Source organism: Ottowia pentelensis (genome assembly GCF_964341695.1).
Genome location: NZ_OZ224513.1, coordinates 1,450,900 through 1,468,657, shown reverse-complemented (window position 1 = coordinate 1,468,657; position 17,758 = coordinate 1,450,900). Strand labels below are relative to the sequence as shown.

17 protein-coding genes are annotated in these 17,758 nt (G+C 69.0%); 14 read left to right on the top strand and 3 right to left on the bottom strand.

Features of this window, described 5'->3' with window-relative positions; translation table 11 throughout:
• Window positions 1–11: 11 nt before the first annotated feature.
• The gene (locus tag ACWHMB_RS07080; protein ID WP_377480502.1) at window positions 12–914 is read right to left on the bottom strand and encodes an NAD(P)-dependent oxidoreductase; all 903 of its coding nucleotides are present in this window, start codon (window positions 912–914) and stop codon (window positions 12–14) included.
• 72 nt (window positions 915–986) lie between these two features.
• On the bottom strand, window positions 987–1,946 hold the full coding sequence (locus ACWHMB_RS07075) for a Bug family tripartite tricarboxylate transporter substrate binding protein (RefSeq protein WP_377480505.1): 960 nt from the start codon (window positions 1,944–1,946) through the stop codon (window positions 987–989).
• A 190-nt stretch (window positions 1,947–2,136) separates the two neighbouring features.
• On the opposite strand from ACWHMB_RS07075, the gene ACWHMB_RS07070 reads away from it, so the two are divergent.
• The 14 genes from ACWHMB_RS07070 to ACWHMB_RS07005 all read left to right on the top strand — a co-directional run bounded on the left by ACWHMB_RS07070 (window position 2,137) and on the right by ACWHMB_RS07005 (window position 16,571).
• The gene (locus ACWHMB_RS07070; protein ID WP_377480508.1) at window positions 2,137–2,928 is read left to right on the top strand and encodes a crotonase/enoyl-CoA hydratase family protein; all 792 of its coding nucleotides are present in this window, start codon (window positions 2,137–2,139) and stop codon (window positions 2,926–2,928) included.
• Window positions 2,929–2,982: 54 nt separating this feature from the next.
• Window positions 2,983–4,884: a feruloyl-CoA synthase gene (locus tag ACWHMB_RS07065; protein WP_377480511.1), complete on the top strand. Its 1,902-nt coding sequence runs from the start codon at window positions 2,983–2,985 to the stop codon at window positions 4,882–4,884.
• A gap of 14 nt (window positions 4,885–4,898) precedes the next feature.
• Window positions 4,899–6,146, top strand: a complete 1,248-nt coding sequence (locus tag ACWHMB_RS07060) for a thiolase family protein (RefSeq protein WP_377480514.1) — start codon at window positions 4,899–4,901, stop codon at window positions 6,144–6,146.
• 192 nt (window positions 6,147–6,338) lie between these two features.
• On the top strand, window positions 6,339–7,103 hold the full coding sequence (locus tag ACWHMB_RS07055) for an SDR family NAD(P)-dependent oxidoreductase (protein ID WP_377480516.1): 765 nt from the start codon (window positions 6,339–6,341) through the stop codon (window positions 7,101–7,103).
• A gap of 8 nt (window positions 7,104–7,111) precedes the next feature.
• The gene (locus tag ACWHMB_RS07050; protein ID WP_293222123.1) at window positions 7,112–7,525 is read left to right on the top strand and encodes an acyl-CoA thioesterase; all 414 of its coding nucleotides are present in this window, start codon (window positions 7,112–7,114) and stop codon (window positions 7,523–7,525) included.
• A 62-nt stretch (window positions 7,526–7,587) separates the two neighbouring features.
• Complete coding sequence (locus tag ACWHMB_RS07045; protein WP_293222127.1) at window positions 7,588–8,724, top strand: ABC transporter substrate-binding protein; 1,137 nt, start codon at window positions 7,588–7,590, stop codon at window positions 8,722–8,724.
• A gap of 68 nt (window positions 8,725–8,792) precedes the next feature.
• Window positions 8,793–9,269, top strand: coding sequence for a MarR family winged helix-turn-helix transcriptional regulator (locus tag ACWHMB_RS07040; protein WP_377480520.1), 477 nt, complete (start codon window positions 8,793–8,795; stop codon window positions 9,267–9,269).
• A 151-nt stretch (window positions 9,270–9,420) separates the two neighbouring features.
• Window positions 9,421–9,729, top strand: a complete 309-nt coding sequence (locus ACWHMB_RS07035; protein WP_293222131.1) for a winged helix-turn-helix transcriptional regulator — start codon at window positions 9,421–9,423, stop codon at window positions 9,727–9,729.
• A 73-nt stretch (window positions 9,730–9,802) separates the two neighbouring features.
• Window positions 9,803–10,147: an FKBP-type peptidyl-prolyl cis-trans isomerase gene (locus ACWHMB_RS07030; RefSeq protein WP_377480524.1), complete on the top strand. Its 345-nt coding sequence runs from the start codon at window positions 9,803–9,805 to the stop codon at window positions 10,145–10,147.
• 187 nt (window positions 10,148–10,334) lie between these two features.
• Window positions 10,335–10,919 carry a nucleotide exchange factor GrpE gene (gene grpE, locus ACWHMB_RS07025; protein WP_377480527.1) on the top strand — a complete coding sequence of 195 codons (585 nt, stop codon included), beginning with the start codon at window positions 10,335–10,337 and terminating at the stop codon, window positions 10,917–10,919.
• Between the two features lie 111 nt (window positions 10,920–11,030).
• Window positions 11,031–13,031, top strand: coding sequence for a molecular chaperone DnaK (gene dnaK, locus ACWHMB_RS07020; RefSeq protein WP_377480813.1), 2,001 nt, complete (start codon window positions 11,031–11,033; stop codon window positions 13,029–13,031).
• Between the two features lie 87 nt (window positions 13,032–13,118).
• Window positions 13,119–13,709, top strand: a complete 591-nt coding sequence (locus ACWHMB_RS07015) for a TMEM175 family protein (protein WP_377480530.1) — start codon at window positions 13,119–13,121, stop codon at window positions 13,707–13,709.
• Between the two features lie 45 nt (window positions 13,710–13,754).
• A complete protein-coding gene (gene dnaJ / locus ACWHMB_RS07010) occupies window positions 13,755–14,894 on the top strand; it encodes a molecular chaperone DnaJ (RefSeq protein ID WP_447648485.1) in 1,140 nt (379 codons plus the stop codon).
• Between the two features lie 15 nt (window positions 14,895–14,909).
• Complete coding sequence (locus ACWHMB_RS07005) at window positions 14,910–16,571, top strand: phosphoethanolamine transferase (RefSeq protein WP_377480536.1); 1,662 nt, start codon at window positions 14,910–14,912, stop codon at window positions 16,569–16,571.
• A gap of 54 nt (window positions 16,572–16,625) precedes the next feature.
• Here ACWHMB_RS07005 and ACWHMB_RS07000 read toward each other — a convergent pair whose 3' ends face one another.
• The gene (locus ACWHMB_RS07000; RefSeq protein ID WP_377480539.1) at window positions 16,626–17,744 is read right to left on the bottom strand and encodes a PA0069 family radical SAM protein; all 1,119 of its coding nucleotides are present in this window, start codon (window positions 17,742–17,744) and stop codon (window positions 16,626–16,628) included.
• Window positions 17,745–17,758: the final 14 nt, after the last annotated feature.

Sequence of the window (17,758 nt, the reverse complement as noted above, 5' to 3'; positions counted from 1 at the left end):
CGGCTTTCCGATCAGGCCTTGCGTTGCGCCAGCAGCGCGTCGGCAAAGTCCTGCCAGGGCGCGCCCTGGGCCACACCCGCAAACACGCCGGCACGCGCCTGGTCGGCCACCCACTGTTGCCGGGCGGCAATGGCGGCGGCCATCAGTGGCTCCAAGCCGGCCTCCTGCACCGTGCGCGCCGACTCGCGCATTTCCTCGGCGCGGCGCTGGCCGTGCTGCGCCACGCGGCTGAAGAAATAGGCGCCCTGCGCGCTCCAGTCGATGGACGGAAAAGTCTCGGCCAGCGTGGGCAGCACGTGGTCCTCCACGCCGTAGGCGCGCGCCGTGGTGTAGCTCTCGATCACCAGCGCCTCCAGGCCCTTGATCATCACGCTGCGGCACATCTTGATGGCGCTGGCCACGCCCAGCTGCGCACTGACCGCGGTGGCGTCCATGCCCCAGGCGCCCAGGCGCTGCGCCAGCTCGGCCGCGTGCGCGCCGCCCAGCAGCATGGGCACGCGGATGCCGTAGGGCGGCACCGAGGTCATCACCCCAGCTTCGACGTAGTGCGCGCCGGCGCCGTCGATGTGGCGCGCGCACTGCCGCTTGGTGCCGGGCGAGGCCGAGTTGAGGTCGAGAAACCAGGTGCCGGGCCGGATGTGGCGCGCCGCCTCCTCGGCCACCGCCAGGGTGTTGGACGCGGTGACGGCCGAGATGACGAGCTCGCTGGCCGCGCACAGCGCCTGCGCCGAGTCGTGCGCCTGCACGCCGGCCCGCGCGGCATGCCGGCGCTCGGCGGGCGCGGTGTCGGCGCGCGCGAACTTCAGGTCCCAGGCGCCGACGCCGGCCACGCCGGGCTGGGCCCGCAGGCCGGCGGCAAAGATCTGGCCCACCTCGCCGTAGCCGATCAGGCCGATGCGCAGCGCTTCAGACATGACGAAAACTCCTCATTCGATAGCTGCCTGCGCTTGATGCATGCCGGCTGCAGGCCGATTTGGCTTGAAACTTCACATCTTTTGAATCTTGGCCTTGGCGATCACCTCGCCCCAGCGCCGGATGTCGCCGGCCAGCATGGCCTGCGCGTCCTGGGGCGTGCCGGGGTGCGGGTCGAGGTTGAGCGCCTCCAGCTTGGCGCTCACCTCGGCGTCCTTCAGCGCGGCGTTGACGGCCTGGTTCAGCCGCCCGATCACGGCGGCCGGCGTGCCCGCAGGCACGGCCAGGCCGTTCCAGGACGCGGCGTTCAGGCCCTTGACGCCCGCCTCCTGCGCGGTCGGCACGTCGGGCAGCAGGCGCGAGCGCTTGGCGCCGGTCACGGCCAGCGGCTGCAGCACCTTGCCCTGGATCTGCGTCAGCAGCGGGCTCAGGATGTCCAGCCCGGCCTGGATCTGGTTGCCGCGGATGGCGGCCACCACGTCCGGCGTGCCCTTGAAGGGCACCACCTGCAGGTCCAGCCCGGCGGCGCTCTTGAACCACTCGGCCGCCAGGTTTTGCGTGGTGCCGATGTTGGGCGTGCCCAGGTTCAGCTTGCCGGGGTTCTTGCGCCCGTAGTCGAGCAGATCACCCAGCGTCTTGAACGGGCCGCCCGCCTTGCCGACGATCACCAGGTCGAACGTGGCCAGCGGCGCCACCGGCGCAAAGGCCTTGAGCGTGTCGTAGGGCAGCGACTTGAACAGCGCCTGGCTGACCGCCGTGCCGCTGGAGATCAGCAGCAGCGTGTAGCCGTCGGGCGCGGCCGCCGCCACCGCCTGGCCGGCGATCACGCCGCCGGCACCGGGCTTGTTGTCGATGATCACCGGCTGGCCCAGGCTGCGCGCCATGTGCTCGCCCACCGCGCGCGCCGTGATGTCGGCCGCGCCGCCCGGCGCATTGGGCACGGCGATGCGGATCGGCCTGGACGGATAGTCCGCCGCCCGCGCCGCGCCCAGCGGGACGGCGGCGGCCAGGGTGAGGAAGTCACGGCGTTGCATGGGGTACTCCGGGAGGTTCAAGATCGGCGCGGCTGGCGGTCGTTGGACAGTCTATCGGCGCGCCACCGATCGTGGCGCGGCGCGTCGATCTGGAAATGACAGCAATCAGGGTTATCCCGAGGAAAAATCGTGCCTCAGGCGCTTGAATTTAATTATTAAAAATAAATAATAAACGCATTGGAGAACACGGATGCAGAGCAAGCCCAAAGATCTTTCCGTCAGCTTGGCTGGCGCCAGCCAGCAGATCGCCGTCGTGCGCCTGACGCGCGGCGCCAAGCGCAATGCGTTGTCGGACGGCCTGGTGGCCGAGCTGCGCGACGCCTTCCAGAACCTGCCCGACACCGTGCGCGCCGCCGTGCTGGACGGCGAGGGCGAGCATTTTTGCGCCGGGCTGGATTTGTCCGAGCTGAAGGAGCGCGACGCCGGCCAGGGCCTGCACCACTCGCGCAGCTGGCACGTGGCGCTGGACGCCATTCAGTATGGCCCGGTGCCGGTGGTGGCCGCGCTGCACGGCGCGGTGGTGGGCGGCGGGCTGGAGCTGGCCGCCAGCGCCCACATCCGCGTGGCCGACGCGACGACGTTTTACGCCCTGCCCGAAGGCTCGCGCGGCATCTTCGTCGGCGGCGGCGGCTCGGTGCGCATCCCCAGGCTGATCGGCGTGGCGCGCATGACCGACATGATGCTCACCGGCCGCGTCTACAACGCCGAGGACGGCGAGCGCCTGGGCTTCGCCCAATACGGGGTGCCGGCCGGCAGCGCCTTCGACAAGGCGCTGGAGCTGGCCGAGCGCATTGCCGGCAACGCGCCGCTGACCAACTACGCGCTGATGCACGCGCTGCCGCGCATCGCCGAGCAACCGGCCGACCACGGCTACCTGACCGAGGCGCTGATCAGCGCCATCGCCCAGGCCGCGCCCGAGGCCAAGGCGCGCGTGCGCGACTTTCTGGCCGGCAAGGCGGGAACCAAGGTCAAAAAGGGCTGAAGCCCAGGTGTGGCAAGCGCCACCAGCTATCAATTCAGGACTATGGAGAACCCCATGACCGCGCAGGCCACCGCCGCCACGGCCTCGCCCCGCTACCGCGCGCTGCGCTTCGGCGTCACCCGCGCGCTGATGCGGGGCGGCGCCGACGGCACGCAATACCTCAGCGCCGACCAACCCTTGCAGCCCTTCGGCCAGCGCATGTCCGACCGCCTGGCGCACTGGGCGCGTGCCACGCCCGACGTGAGTTTCATGGCCCAGCGCCAGCGTCTGCCGGACGGCAGCCTGGGCGCGTGGCGCCACCTCACGTACGCGCAGGCGCTTCATGGTGCGCGCTGCATCGGCCAGGCGCTGCTGGAGCGCGGCCTGTCGGCCGAGCGGCCGGTGCTGATCCTGAGCGAGAACAGCCTGGAGCACGCGCAGCTGGCGCTGGGCTGCCTGTGGGCCGGCGTGCCCTGGTGCCCGGCCTCGCCTGCCTATTCGCTGGTCAGCCAGGACTTCGGCAAGCTGCGCCACGTCATGCAGACCCTGACGCCCGGCCTGATCTGGGCCGACGACGGCGCGCGCTACGGCAAGGCCATTGCCGCCACCGCGCCGGCGGGCGTCGAAGTGGTGCTCTCGCGCAACCCCGACGCCGCCGCGCTGCAGGGCCGCGCCAGCACGCCGCTGGCCGCGCTGCTCGCGACCGAGCCCACGCCCGCCGTCGACGCCGCGCAGGCCGCCACCGGGCCGGACACCATCCTCAAGTTCCTGTTCACCAGCGGCTCGACCAAGCTGCCCAAGGCAGTCGTCAACACCCACCGCATGTGGTGCGCCAACCAGCAGCAGATGCGCCAGTCCATGCCCATCCTGCAGGACGAAAAGCCGATCCTGGTCGACTGGCTGCCCTGGAACCACACCTTCGGCGGCAACCACAACGTGGGCATGGTGCTGGCCAACGGCGGCACGCTGTACATCGACGAAGGCCGGCCCACGCCGGCGCTGGTGGGCGAGACCTTGCGCAACCTGCGCGAGATCGCGCCCACGCTGTACTTCAACGTGCCGACCGGCTTCGACGCCATCGCGCAGGCCATGAAGACCGACGACGTGCTGCGCCGCAACTTTCTCTCGCGCGTCAAGATGTTCTTCTACGCCGGCGCCTCGCTGGCGCAGCCGGTGTGGGAGTCGCTGTTCGAAAGCGCGGAGCGCGAGCTGGGCGAGCGCGTGGTGATGACCTGCGGCTTCGGCATGACCGAATCCTCGCCCTACGGCCTGTTTCCCACCAGCCCCGACATCCAGGCGGGCGATCTGGGCCTGCCCACGCCGGGCATGGAATGCAAGCTGGTGCCGGTCGACGGCAAGGTCGAGCTGCGCTACCGCGGCCCCAACATCACGCCCGGCTACTGGCGCGCGCCCGAGGCCACGGCCGAGGCCTTCGACGACGAAGGCTTCTTCTGCACCGGCGACGCCGTGGCCTGGATCGACCCCGCCGACCCCAACAAGGGCCTGCGCTTCGACGGCCGCATCGCCGAGGACTTCAAGCTGGCCACCGGCACCTTCGTCAGCGTCGGGCCGTTGCGCGCGCGCGTGACCAGCGGCGGCGCGCCCTACATCCAGGACGTCGTGCTGACGGGCCTGAACCGCGGCGAGGTCGGCGCGCTGGTGTTTCCGACCGCCGCGGTGCGCACGCTGACCGACCTGCCGCCCGACGCGCCGCTGGCCGAGGTGCTGCGCCACCGCGCCGTGCGCGCCAGGTTCCAGAGCCTGGTGACCGACCTGTCGCTCACCGCCACCGGCAGCGCCAACCGCGTGGCGCGCCTGCTGCTGCTGGCCGAGCCGCCCTCGATCGACAAGGGCGAGATCACCGACAAGGGCTCGATCAACCAGCGCGCGGTGCTGAAAGAGCGCGACGCGCTGGTGCAGGCGCTGTACGACGAGACGCCCGGCGTCGACGTCATCAAGCCCGAAACCCATTCTTGACGGAGCAAGCCACCATGGCCACCAAGGGATTTTTCACCGCCTTCAACGACGTCTGGATGCTGGACGGCGTGCGCACGCCGATGGTCGACTACTGCGGCGCTTTGGGCCACATCTCGCCCACCGACTTAGGGATAAAGGCCGCGCGCGAAGCGCTCAAGCGCGCCGGCGTCGCCGCCAGCGACATCGGCTCGGTCGTCTGCGGCAACATGGCGCCGGGCGACTTCGACCAGTTCTTCCTGCCGCGCCACATCGGCCTGTACGCCGGCGTGCCGGTCGAGGTGCCGGCCATCATGGCGCAGCGCATCTGCGGCACCGGCTTCGAGCTGTTTCGCCAGGCCGGCGAGCACATCCAGGGCGGCGCCTGCGAGGCCGCGCTGGTGGTCGGCACCGAGAACATGACGCGCAACCCGATCGCCGCGTTCGATCACCGCACCGGCTTCAAGCTGGGCGCCCCCGTGGGCTTCAAGGACTACATGTGGGAGGCGCTGAAAGACCCGGCGCCCGGCATCAACATGATCCAGACGGCCGAGAACCTGGCCAAGAAATACGGCATCACGCGCGAGCAGGTCGATGAATTCGCGGCCAGTTCGTTCGCCCGCGCCGTGGCGGCGCAGCAAAGCGGCTTTCTGGCCGGCGAGATCGTGCCGGTCGTGACCGAGAAGTTCGAGCTGGACGGCTACAAGCCGCGTGGCATCAAGCTGCAGGGCAAGGTGACCGAAGTCGCGCAGGACACGCACCCGCGCCCCTCGCCCGTCGAGGTGCTGGCCAAGCTGCGCCCGGTGTTCGAGGGCGGCGTGCAGACCGGCGGCAACTCGTCGGCCCTGGTCGATGCGGCGGCGGCGGCCGTGGTCGCGTCGGGCGCATACGCCAAGGCGAACGGCAAGCAGCCGCTGGCGCGCATCGTCGGTGCTGCGGCCGTCGGCGTGCCACCCGAAATCATGGGCATCGGCCCGGCGCCGGCGATCCGCCTGCTGCTGGAGCGCACCGGCCTGAAGCTGTCCGACATCGGCCGCATCGAGATCAACGAGGCGCAAGGCGCGCAGACGCTGGCCGTGGCCAAGGAGCTGGGGCTGGACCTGGCCAAGCTCAACGTCAACGGCGGCGCCATCGCGCTGGGCCACCCGCTGGCGGCGACCGGCGTGCGCCTGACGATCACCGTGGCGCGCGAGATGCAGCGCGCCGGCCTCAAGTACGGCATCTCGTCCGCCTGCGTGGGCGGCGGCCAGGGCATGGCGCTGCTGCTGGAGAACCCGGCTGCCTGAATCCAAATACCGAACGCAGAGGACGCGAAGATGACGCAGAGGACGCAAAAGGAAAACCATAAAAAGGCTTTTTCTGCGCCCTCTGCGAATCCTCTGCGTCCTCTGCGTTCGGCTGTTCCATGAGTCAAATTGGCCTCCAGCGCTGATGCAGCAATCGCCGGCAGCTATCCAATCCATAGTAAGGAGCAAGACATGAAGATCCAAGGACAAGCAGCCCTGGTCACCGGTGGTGGATCAGGTCTGGGCGAGGCCACGGCGCGCGAACTGGCGCGGCTGGGCGCCAAGGTGGCGGTGATCGACCTCAATCTCGACAACGCGAAGAAGGTGGCGGCCGACATCGGCGGCTTGGCTGTGCAGGCCGACGTCAGCAGCGGCGACAGCATGCAGGCCGCCATCGACCAGGCGGCGGCCGCGCACGGCCCGGCGCGCATCCTGATGCAGATCGCCGGCATCGGCGCCGCCAAGCGCGTGATCGGCAAGGACGGCAGCGCCGCGCCGCTCGAAGACTTCATCAAGGTCGTCAACGTCAACCTGATCGGCACCTACAACGCTGCGCGCCTGTTTGCCGCCGCCTGTGCCAAGCTCGATCCGATGGAAGACGGCGAGCGCGGCGCCATGGTGTTCACCGCCAGCGTGGCCGCCTTCGATGGCCAGGTCGGCCAGCAGGCCTACAGCGCCAGCAAGGGCGGCGTGGTCGGCATGACGCTGCCGATGGCGCGCGACCTGGCGCAGCACGGCATCCGCGTCTGCACCATCGCCCCCGGCCTGTTCGCCACGCCGCTGATGCGCACCCTGCCCGAGCCGGTGCAGGCCTCGCTGGCCGCCAGCATCCCGTTTCCGCAGCGCCTGGGCAAGCCCGAGGAATTCGCCGAACTGGCCTGCCACATCGTCACGAACGGCCACCTGAACGGCGAGGTGATCCGCCTGGACGGCGCGCTGCGCATGGCGCCGCGCTGAGCACCGCCATGAGCAAGACCACCGTCTACGAAGTGAAAGTGATGTTCGGTGACTGCGACCCGGCCGGCATCGTGTTCTTTCCCAACTTCAGCAAGTGGATGGACGCCTCGTCGCTGGACTTCTTCATGCAATGCGGCGTGCCGCCCTGGCGCGAGCTGAAGGCCTCGCACGGCATCATCGGCACGCCGCTGCTGGAGATCCACACCAAGTTCATGCGTCCCGCCACCTACGGCGACACGCTGCAGGTGCACACCAGCATCGAAAGCTGGGCCGCCAAGACCTTCGTGCAAAAGCACGTGGTGATGAAGGGCGACGCGCTGCTGTGCGAAGGCCGCGAGACGCGCGCTTTTTGCATTCACCCCGAGGGCGGGCGCCTGCAAGCCATTCCGGTGCCCGACTTCATCAAGGACAAGTGCAGCTGAGAGCCTGCACCCGGTCATCCCCCTCCAATGATTTTCCACGCGTCAACCAGGAGACACGCACCATGAAAACCCATGCACTCAAGGCCCTCGTGGCCGCCTGCGCCCTTGCCGCTTGCGGCACGGCGCTGGCCGACATCACCATCGGCGTGATCGCGCCGCTCACCGGGCCGGCCTCGGGGCTGGGCATTCCGGTGGGCAACGAGGTCAAGCTGTGGCCCAAGGAAATCGCGGGTGAAAAGCTCAACGTGATCGTGATGGACGACGCCACCGACCCGACCCAGGGCGTGACCGCCGCCAAGCGCTTCGTGGCGCAGGACAAGGTCGACGTCATCATGGGCTCGGTGGCCACGCCGGTGGCCGCCGCCATCGCCCAGGTGGCCGATGAGTCCAAGACGCCGCAGCTGGCATGGTCGCCGGTGGCGCTGCCCGCGGGCAAGGACCACTGGACCTTCCGCATGCCGCAGTCCAACTCGGTGATGGGCTACGCGGTGCTGGAGCACATGAAGAAGCTGGGCATCAAGTCGGTCGGCTTTCTGGGCTACAGCGACGCCTACGGCGAGACCTGGCTGACCGACTTCAAGCCGATGGCCGAGAAGGCGGGCATCAAGTTCGGCCCGGTCGAGCGCTTTGCCCGCGCCGACACCAGCGTCACCGGCCAGGCGCTCAAGCTGGTGTCGGCCAACCCCGACGCGATCCTGGTCGTGGCCTCGGGCAGCGGCGCCGCCATGCCCGAGATGGCACTGCGCGAGCGCGGCTACAAGGGCAAGGTCTACCAGACCCACGCCGCCGCCACGCGCGACCTGATGCGCGTGGGCGGCAAGGCGGTCGAGGGCACCTACGTCGTCTCCGGCCCGGCCGTGCTGGCCGAGCAGCTGCCCGACTCGCACCCGTCCAAGCAGGAGGCCATCAAGTTCGTGCAGCAGTATGAAAAGGCCTACGGCCCCGGCTCGCGCAACCAGTTCGCCGGCCACGCCTACGACTCGATCACGGTGATGGAAAAGGCGGTGCCGATCGCCCTGAAGACCGCCAAGCCCGGCACGCCAGAGTTTCGCGCCGCGCTGCGCGATGCCTTCGAGCACATCGGCCGCACCGTGCTGGCGCACGGCGTGCTGAACTGGACCGCGCAGGACCACTGGGGCTACACCAACGACACCGGCGTGATGATGAAGGTGGTGGACGGCCAGTTCAAGGTCGAGTGATGCCCGCGCGGGCCGGCGCCGTCGGGTGTGCGAACATCGCCCGGCCTCCGGCCCGCCCGCCCCCTGACGTGACCCAAGACCCGCCGCTCCCGCTCGCCCCTGCTCCTGCCCCCGTCGAGGCGGTGGACACGCGCTTTCTGCAGTCGCTGGTGGGCTTCAACGCCCGCATGGCGGCGCTGAAGATCATTGGCCAGTTCGTGCCGCGCATGGCGCAGTTCGGCCTGCGGGTGGTGGACTTTTCCATTCTGTCGCTGATCCACCACAACCCGGGCGTCACCTCGCGCCAGCTGTGCGATGCCCTCAACCTGCTGCCGCCCAACCTGGTCGGCAAGATCGGCGCGCTGGAGCGCCGCGGCCTGCTGCAGCGCCGCCCCCACCCGCTGGACGGGCGGGCGCAAAGCCTGCTGCTGACGGCCGAGGGCCAGGCCCTGATGCGCGAGGCCGAAAGCGCCGCCTCCCAGCTCGAAACCGAGGCCGCCCAGGCCCTGAGCGCCGCCGAACGGCGCACCCTGATCCGGCTGTTGCAGAAGATTCACGGCAGCTAAGGGATTACCCCAGTTCCGCCGCCGGGATTCTGGATTTTGTAGCGGCCGGCCCACGCCCGGCCGCCGTCGGGAGCTATGAAACTGCTAGCGTGCTACAGATTTGCGATATAGTCTCCTCGACGCATCCAGCGAACCCGAGGAGAAGCCCGACATGAGCTCGAAAGAAAATTCCGCCACCAGCCAGCTGTTAGCGCTGCTTGAGGCGCGCTACGCCATTCGTGTGCTGTGGGCCCTGCGCGACGGCCATCCCCAGACCTTTCGCCTGCTGCAGGACAGCGTCGGCGGCATCACCCCCAACACCCTCAACACCCGCCTGAAGGAGCTGCGCGCGGCCAACCTGGTCACGCACGGCTCGGACGGCTACAGCCTGACCCCCAGCGGGGCCGATTTGACCAAGCGCCTGTCCGACCTGCAGGCCTTCGCCACCAAGTGGGTGGCCGCGCAGGGCAAGAAGAAGTGAACGCGCCCGCCTTGAGCGCGCCGGGCCGCTCCCAAGCGCGAAACCCGCAGCGCGTAGCGCGGAGGGTCGCCCAATGAGCTCGTCCCTGCAAATCACCGACACCCGCGCCGGCGAAGGCGCCGAAGCCCGCCGCGGCCAGACCGTCACCGTGCACTACACCGGTTGGCTCTATGAAAACGGCCAGCCCGGCGCCAAGTTCGACTCCAGCCACGACCGGGGCGACCCGTTCGTCTTTCCGCTCGGCGCCGGCATGGTCATCCGCGGCTGGGACGAGGGCGTGGCCGGCATGAAGGTGGGCGGCGCCCGCACCCTGATCATCCCGCCCGAGCTGGGCTACGGCGCACGCGGCGCCGGCGGCGTCATCCCGCCGGGCGCCACGCTCAAGTTCGACGTCGAGCTGCTGGGCGTCACCGACTGAGGCTGGCCCGTCGCCTTGCCGCCCCCGAAACGCTCCGCCGGGAGCGTTTTTTGTTGCCGGCAGGCCGATCGAGCTCCCGGCATCCGCCAAAATGCGCCTTGGGCCCTCGCACGCCCTTGAAGAGCCGGCTTCGGCACCCATGTGCGAGGAAAGCACCGCCTTTCCGGCTTCAACCCGTCTTCCGAGCATGTCCGACCCCAACTACAACCCGCCCGGCGCGCCCCGCCCCCCGTCCCCCTTCGACAGCCCCCTGAGCCCCGAGGAAATGGAGGCCGCCGCCGCGGCCGACGCCGCCGATTCCATGGCCCAGGAGCAAAACACGCAGGCCGAGCTGACGGCCCTGCAGGCCAAGGTGACCGACCTGGTCGAGCAGGCCATGCGCGCCCAGGCCGAGGCGCAGAACGCCCGCCGCCGCGCCGACGAGGAAGTCGCCAAGGTGCGCAAGTTCGCCGTCGAGTCCTTTGCCGAGAGCCTGCTGGCCGTGGTCGACAGCCTGGAAGCCGCGCTGAAGGTGGAAAACGCCAGCGCCGAGCAGCTGCTGGAAGGCACCCAGGCCACCCACCGCCAGCTGATGAGCGTGCTGGAGCGCAACAAGGTGAGCGAGGTCAACCCGGCGCCAGGCGCCCGGTTCGACCCCACGCGCGAGCAGGCCATCGCCATGGTGCCGGCCGACCAGGACCCGAACACCATCGTCGCCGTGCTGCAAAAGGGCTACGTCATCGCCGAGCGGGTGCTGCGGCCAGCCATGGTGACCGTCGCCGCCCCAAAATGAAGCCCCCACGCTCCCCCGCTGCGCGCGGTGCGCTGCCCCCCGAGGGGGCTTTTTTTGCCTTGGGGCGGCCCGGCGGCAAAAAATCTCAAATCGCAGTCGCACGCTTGAAATCTGCGATCGGCAGCCGCACTTGCATCCACATCTGAATCTCAAAATTTTTCGCGGAGAACCAACATGGGAAAAATCATCGGTATTGACCTGGGCACCACCAATTCGTGCGTCGCCATCATGGAAGGCAATGCGACCAAGGTGATCGAGAACGCCGAGGGCGCGCGCACCACCCCCTCCATCGTCGCCTACCAGGACGACAACGAGGTGCTGGTCGGCGCGCCGGCCAAGCGCCAGGCCGTCACCAACCCCAAGAACACCATCTACGCCGTCAAGCGCCTGATCGGCCGCAAGTTCGACGACAAGGAAGTGCAAAAGGACATCGACCTGATGCCCTTCAAGATCATCAAGGCCGACAACGGCGACGCCTGGGTCGAGGTGCGCGGGCAAAAGCTGGCCCCGCAGCAGATCAGCGCCGAGATCCTGCGCAAGATGAAGAAGACCGCCGAGGACTACCTGGGCGAGCCCGTGACCGAGGCCGTGATCACCGTGCCGGCCTACTTCAACGACAGCCAGCGCCAGGCCACCAAGGACGCCGGCCGCATCGCCGGCCTGGACGTCAAGCGCATCATCAACGAGCCGACGGCCGCCGCGCTGGCCTTCGGCCTGGACAAGCAGGCCAAGGGCGACCGCAAGATCGCCGTCTATGACCTGGGCGGCGGCACCTTCGACATCTCGATCATCGAGATCGCCGACGTCGACGGCGAGAAGCAGTTCGAGGTGCTGGCCACCAACGGCGACACCTTCCTGGGCGGCGAGGACTTCGACCAGCGCATCATCGACTACGTCATCGGCGAATTCAAGAAGGAAGCCGGCGTCGACCTGAAGAACGACGTGCTGGCCCTGCAGCGCCTGAAGGAAGCGGCCGAAAAGGCCAAGATCGAGCTGTCCTCCAGCGCCGCCACCGACATCAATCTGCCCTACATCACGGCCGACGCCAGCGGGCCCAAGCACCTGAACATCAAGCTCACGCGCGCCAAGCTGGAGGCCCTGGTCGAAGACCTGATCGCCCGCTCCATCGAGCCCTGCCGCACCGCCATCAAGGACGCCGGCATTGCCGTGGGCGACATCAACGACGTGATCCTGGTCGGCGGCCAGACGCGCATGCCCAAGGTGCAGGACACCGTCAAGGAGTTCTTCGGCAAGGAGCCGCGCAAGGACGTGAACCCCGATGAAGCGGTGGCCGTGGGCGCCGCCGTGCAGGGCCAGGTGCTGAGCGGCGACCGCAAGGACGTGCTGCTGCTGGACGTCACCCCGCTGTCCCTGGGCATCGAGACCCTGGGCGGCGTGATGACCAAGATGATCACCAAGAACACCACCATCCCGACCAAGTTCGCCCAGACCTTCTCCACCGCCGACGACAACCAGCCGGCCGTGACCATCAAGGTCTACCAGGGCGAGCGCGAGATGGCCAGTGGCAACAAGGCGCTGGGCGAGTTCAACCTGGAAGGCATTCCGCCGGCGCCGCGCGGCCTGCCGCAGATCGAGGTGACCTTCGACATCGACGCCAACGGCATCCTGCACGTGTCGGCCAAGGACAAGGGCACGGGCAAGGAAAACAAGATCACCATCAAGGCCAACTCGGGCCTGTCCGAGTCCGAGATCCAGCAGATGGTGAAGGACGCCGAGCTGAACGCCGCCGAGGACCACAAGAAGCTGGAGCTGGTGCAGGCGCGCAACCAGGGCGACGCCCTGGTGCACAGCGTGCGCAAGTCGCTCGCCGAGCACGGCGACAAGCTGGACGCGGCCGAAAAGGGCCAGGTCGAAGCCGCCATCAAGGAACTGGAAGAAGCCCTCAAGGGCGACGACAAGGCCGCGATGGACAGCAAGACCGAGGCCCTGATGACGGCCAGCCAGAAGCTGGGCGAGAAGATGTACGCCGATGCGCAGGCGGCCGCGCAGGCCGCCGGTGCCGCGGGCGGCGCGCCGGGTGGCGCGCAGGCGTCGGCTCCGGCCGACGACAACGTGGTCGACGCCGAGGTCAAGGAAGTCAAGAAGGATTGACCTCGCGGCGCCATCGCGCAACGGGCGGCGGGCGCAAGCTCGGCCGCCTTTTGCGCTGAACGACAGGCAGCCAGAGGGGGCAAGGGCATGGGCAAGACGCGATTCGAAGCCTTCAGCGACGGCGTGATGGCCATCATCCTCACCATCATGGTGCTGGAGCTGAAGGTGCCGCACGAGCCGACGCTGGCCGCGCTGGCCCAGTTGTGGCCGGTGTACCTGGCCTATGTCATCGCCTTCGGCAACGTGCTGGCCAACTGGATGGCCCATCACCACTTGTTTTCCCAGGTCGAGCGCATCGACGCCCGCATCCTGCTGCTCAACGGCGTGCTGCTGTTCTTCATGTCGCTGGTGCCTTTCGCGCTGGACTACGGCAGCGAATTCCACTGGCGCCAGCCGCTGCCGGCCGCCTTCTACGGCGTGGTGATGGTGGCCGTGTGCCTGGCCTTTGCCGCCTTGCGCGCGGCCGTGGGCCGCGCCGAGCCGGCGGTGGCCGCGAGCGAACGCACGCAGGTGCGCGCCAGCTGGCTGATGGCCGCCGTCTATCTGCTGGGCGCGGCGGTCGCCGCCCTGGCGCCGCTGGCGGCGCTGCTGTTCTATGCCGCGGTGCCGCTCAGCCGCCTGCTCACCGCGCCGCAGTACCGCGCCCCGCCCGAGCCCGAGGCCACGCCGTCCGCCTGACACCCGCCGCCCCCTCATTCGAACACCGATCACGCACGTTTTCCCATGGCCACCAAACGCGACTACTACGACGTCCTGGGCGTTCCCAAGAACGCTTCCGACGATGAGATCAAGAAGGCTTATCGCAAGCTGGCGATGAAGTTCCACCCCGACCGCAACCAGGGCGAGGCGGCGGCGGCCGCCGAGGCCAAGTTCAAGGAGGCCAAGGAAGCCTACGAGATGCTGTCGGACGCGCAGAAGAAGGCCGCCTACGACCAGTACGGCCATGCGGGCGTGGACCCCAACATGCGCGGCGGCCCCGAGGGCTTCGGCGGCTTTGCCGAGGCTTTCGGCGACATCTTCGGCGACATCTTCGGCGGCGGCGGCCGAGCCGGCGGCGCGCGCGGCGGGCGGCAGGTGTATCGCGGCGCCGACCTCAGCTACGCCATGGAAATCACGCTGGAAGAGGCGGCCGCCGGCAAGCAGGCGCAAATCCGCATCCCCAGCTGGGACGACTGCGGCACCTGCCACGGCAGCGGCGCCAAGCCGGGCACCAGCGCCAAGACCTGCACCACCTGCAACGGCCAGGGCGTGGTGCAGATGCGCCAGGGCTTTTTCAGCGTGCAGCAGACCTGCCCGCACTGCCGCGGCACGGGCAAGATCATCCCCGAGCCCTGCACCACCTGCCACGGCCAGGGCAAGATCAAGAACCAGAAGACGCTGGAGGTGCAGATTCCGGCCGGCATCGACGACGGCATGCGCATCCGCTCCACCGGCAACGGCGAGCCGGGCAGCAACGGCGGCCCGCCGGGCGACCTGTTCATCGAGATCCGCACCAAGAAGCACGACATCTTCGAGCGCGACGGCGACGACCTGCACTGCGTGGTGCCGATCGGCTTTGCCGCCGCCGCGCTGGGCGGCGAGATCGAGGTGCCCACGCTGGGCGGCAAGGCGGCCATCGAAATCCCCGAGGGCGCGCAGGCCGGCAAGCAGTTTCGCCTGCGCGGCAAGGGCATCAAGGGCGTGCGCTCGTCCTACCCGGGCGACCTGTACTGCCACATCAGCCTGGAAACCCCGGTCAAGCTGACCGAGCACCAGCGCAAGCTGTTGAAGGAGTTCGACGAGTCGCTGAAAAAGGGTGGCGCCAAGCATTCGCCCAGCACCGAGCGCTGGACCGACAAGGTGCGCAACTTTTTCAGCGCCTGAGCGCCGCCCGCGGCCGTGACGAACCGCCCTTCCCTCTCCGCCGCGCGGCGCGGCCTGCGTCCCCTCACGGTGATGGTGCTGGCGGCGCTGTGGGTGGCCAGCATCGGCAACCTGGCGCTGTGGCGCGGCCTGGCGGCGCTGCCCGAGCTGGGCAACACGCGCGGGCTGCTGTTCGGCCTGGCCTTCGCGCTGATGATCGGCGCGGTGCACGTGGCGCTGTCGGCCCTGTTCGCCTGGCGCTGGACGCTCAAGCCGATGCTGACGGTGGTGCTGCTGGCCGCCGCGGCGGGAGCGTACTTCATGCTCAGCTACGGCGTGGTGATCGAGCGCACGATGATGGTCAACGTGCTGCTGACCGACTCGCGCGAGGCGCGCGAGCTGCTGAGCTGGCGCATGGCGGGCGCGCTGCTGCTGCTGGGCGTGCTGCCGGTGGCGCTGCTGTGGCGCACGCGCATCGCGTGGCCCACACCGGGCAGGCAGGCGCGCAACAACCTCTTCACCGTGGTGGCGGGACTGGCCGTGGCCGTGGCCGCCATGGGCCTGTCGTTTCAGGACCTGTCGGCCACCATGCGCAACCACACGCAGCTGCGCTACCTGATCAACCCGCTCAACTCGTTCTACGCCATCGCCATCCTGGGCCAGCAGCCCATCCAGCGCAACGGCGCCGCCGTGCTGCCGCTGGGCGAGGACGCCCATGTGGCGCCGCGTCCGGCGGACGCGCGCCCGCCCTTGGTGCTGCTGGTGGTCGGCGAAACCGCGCGCTCCGACCACTTCGGGCTGAATGGCTACGCCCGCGACACCACGCCCGAGCTGGCCGCGCGCGGCGTGGTCAGCCTGCGCAACGCCTGGTCCTGCGGCACCAACACCGCCGCCTCGGTGCCCTGCATGTTCTCACCGCTGGGGCGCGTGGCTTTCAACGAGCGCCAGGACAACACCGAGGGCCTGGCCGACGTGCTGCAGCACGCCGGCTACGCCGTGCTGTGGCTGGACAACCAGGCCGGCGGCTGCAAGGGCGTGTGCGACCGCGTGCCCACGGTGGACGACCAGGCGCTGCAAACCCCCGGCCTGTGCGATGCCGAGGGCGAATGCCTGGACGAGGTGATGCTGAACGGCCTGGACGAGCGCATCGCCCAGCTGCCCTTTGATCGGCGTGCGCGCGGCGTGGTCGTCTTCATGCACCAGATGGGCAGCCACGGCCCGGCCTACTACAAGCGCTCGCCCAAGGCGTTCAAGAAGTTCGAGCCCGAATGCACCACCAATGCGCTGCAGCAGTGCTCGCGCGAGCAGGTGGTCAACGCCTACGACAACACCATCGTCTACACCGACCACGTGCTGGCCAGCGACATCGACTGGCTGAAGGCGCACGAGACGAACTGGGCGCCGGCGCTGATGTACCTGTCCGACCACGGCGAATCGCTGGGCGAGAACAACCTGTACCTGCACGGCCTGCCCTACCGCTTTGCGCCCGACGTGCAAAAGCACATTCCCTGGATCTTCTGGCTCTCGCCTCAGTTCCAGCAGCAAAGCGGCATCACACAGGCCTGCCTGGGCAAGCTGCGCGACGAGAAGGTGTCGCAAGACGATTACTTTCACACCGTGCTGGGCCTGCTGGGCGTGGCCACCCGCGTATACCAGCCGGCGCGTGACATGGGCGTGATGTGCCGCGCGGCCGGTTGAAACTATTAGTTTGATAGCTGCTCGCGCTTGATCGGCGAGGGCCAGGGCCGAAAATCATTCAAAAAGCTCGGCCTGGCCACCCAGCGCGGCCGGCCGAAAGCGGCCGACATCCAGCGCGATGCGCTGGCGGTTCAGGCCCAGGCGCCGGCAGGCGCGCTCGAAGCGCTGGCGCAGCAGGTCGGCCCACAGGCCCTGCCCGTGCATGCGCTGGCCCCAGGCGCTGTCGTAGTCGCGGCCACCGCGCAGATCGCGCACGCGGGCCATGACGCGCTCGGCCCGGTCCGGCACGTGCACCTGCAGCCACTGCTGGAACAGCTCGGACAGCTCCCAGGGCAGGCGCAGCACGGTGTAGAAGGCGCTCATGGCGCCGGCCGCGCGCGCGGCGGCCAGCACCTGCTCCATGTCCTCGTTGACGAAGGGAATCTGCGGCGCCACGCTGACGCCCACCGGCACCCCGGCCTCTGCCAGCGTGCGCAGGGTGCGCAGGCGCCGGTGCGGCGCGGCGGCGCGCGGCTCCAGCCGGCGCGCCAAGCCGGCGTCCAGCGTGGTGATGGTGACGTACACCGCCACCAGGCCCTGCGCGGCCAGCGGCGCCAGCAGGTCCAGGTCGCGCTCGATGCCGCTGGACTTGGTGACGATGGAAAACGGGTGGCGCGCCTGCGCCAGCACCTCGATCAGCGCACGCGTGAGCCGCAGCTGGCGCTCCAGCGGCTGATAACAATCGGTGGCCGAGCCGATGTTGATGACCGAGGGCCGATAGCGCGGCGCCGCCAGCTCGCGCGCCAGCACGGCGGCGATGTTGCGCTTGGCGATGATGCGCGTCTCGAAGTCCAGCCCGGGCGACAAACCCAGGTAGCTGTGCGTGGGCCGCGCAAAGCAGTAGATGCAGCCGTGCTCGCAGCCGCGATAGGGGTTGACCGAATAATCGAACGCGATGTCGGGCGAGTCGTTGGCGCTGATGGCGCTGCGCGCATCCTCGAAGATCACTTGGGTGGCCGGTGGCGGCGCCGCGTCTTCATCGACCGCCTGCACATCACCCCAGCCGCCGTCGAAGGCGCTGCGCTGGTCGCGCTCGAATCGATGCGCCAGCCGCGACACTGCGCCGCGCCCCTTGTGCGGCAACAGCGGGTTCGGGACGGCATCGGATTCAGGATGTGGCGGCGGCGCTTGCATAACTGTATTTTCAT

Bases quoted from the DNA above. Each gene is read 5' to 3' on its own strand.
- grpE (WP_377480527.1), top strand. From the start codon at position 10,335: ATGTCCGACCCCAACTACAACCCGCCCGGCGCGCCCCGCCCCCCGTCC.
- ACWHMB_RS07045 (WP_293222127.1), top strand. From the start codon at position 7,588: ATGAAAACCCATGCACTCAAGGCCCTCGTGGCCGCCTGCGCCCTTGCC.
- ACWHMB_RS07035 (WP_293222131.1), top strand. From the start codon at position 9,421: ATGAGCTCGAAAGAAAATTCCGCCACCAGCCAGCTGTTAGCGCTGCTT.
- ACWHMB_RS07065 (WP_377480511.1), top strand. From the start codon at position 2,983: ATGACCGCGCAGGCCACCGCCGCCACGGCCTCGCCCCGCTACCGCGCG.
- ACWHMB_RS07060 (WP_377480514.1), top strand. From the start codon at position 4,899: ATGGCCACCAAGGGATTTTTCACCGCCTTCAACGACGTCTGGATGCTG.
- ACWHMB_RS07000 (WP_377480539.1), bottom strand. From the start codon at position 17,744: ATGCAAGCGCCGCCGCCACATCCTGAATCCGATGCCGTCCCGAACCCG.
- ACWHMB_RS07015 (WP_377480530.1), top strand. From the start codon at position 13,119: ATGGGCAAGACGCGATTCGAAGCCTTCAGCGACGGCGTGATGGCCATC.
- ACWHMB_RS07055 (WP_377480516.1), top strand. From the start codon at position 6,339: ATGAAGATCCAAGGACAAGCAGCCCTGGTCACCGGTGGTGGATCAGGT.
- dnaJ (WP_447648485.1), top strand. From the start codon at position 13,755: ATGGCCACCAAACGCGACTACTACGACGTCCTGGGCGTTCCCAAGAAC.
- ACWHMB_RS07075 (WP_377480505.1), bottom strand. From the start codon at position 1,946: ATGCAACGCCGTGACTTCCTCACCCTGGCCGCCGCCGTCCCGCTGGGC.
- ACWHMB_RS07070 (WP_377480508.1), top strand. From the start codon at position 2,137: ATGCAGAGCAAGCCCAAAGATCTTTCCGTCAGCTTGGCTGGCGCCAGC.
- ACWHMB_RS07080 (WP_377480502.1), bottom strand. From the start codon at position 914: ATGTCTGAAGCGCTGCGCATCGGCCTGATCGGCTACGGCGAGGTGGGC.
- ACWHMB_RS07030 (WP_377480524.1), top strand. From the start codon at position 9,803: ATGAGCTCGTCCCTGCAAATCACCGACACCCGCGCCGGCGAAGGCGCC.
- ACWHMB_RS07050 (WP_293222123.1), top strand. From the start codon at position 7,112: ATGAGCAAGACCACCGTCTACGAAGTGAAAGTGATGTTCGGTGACTGC.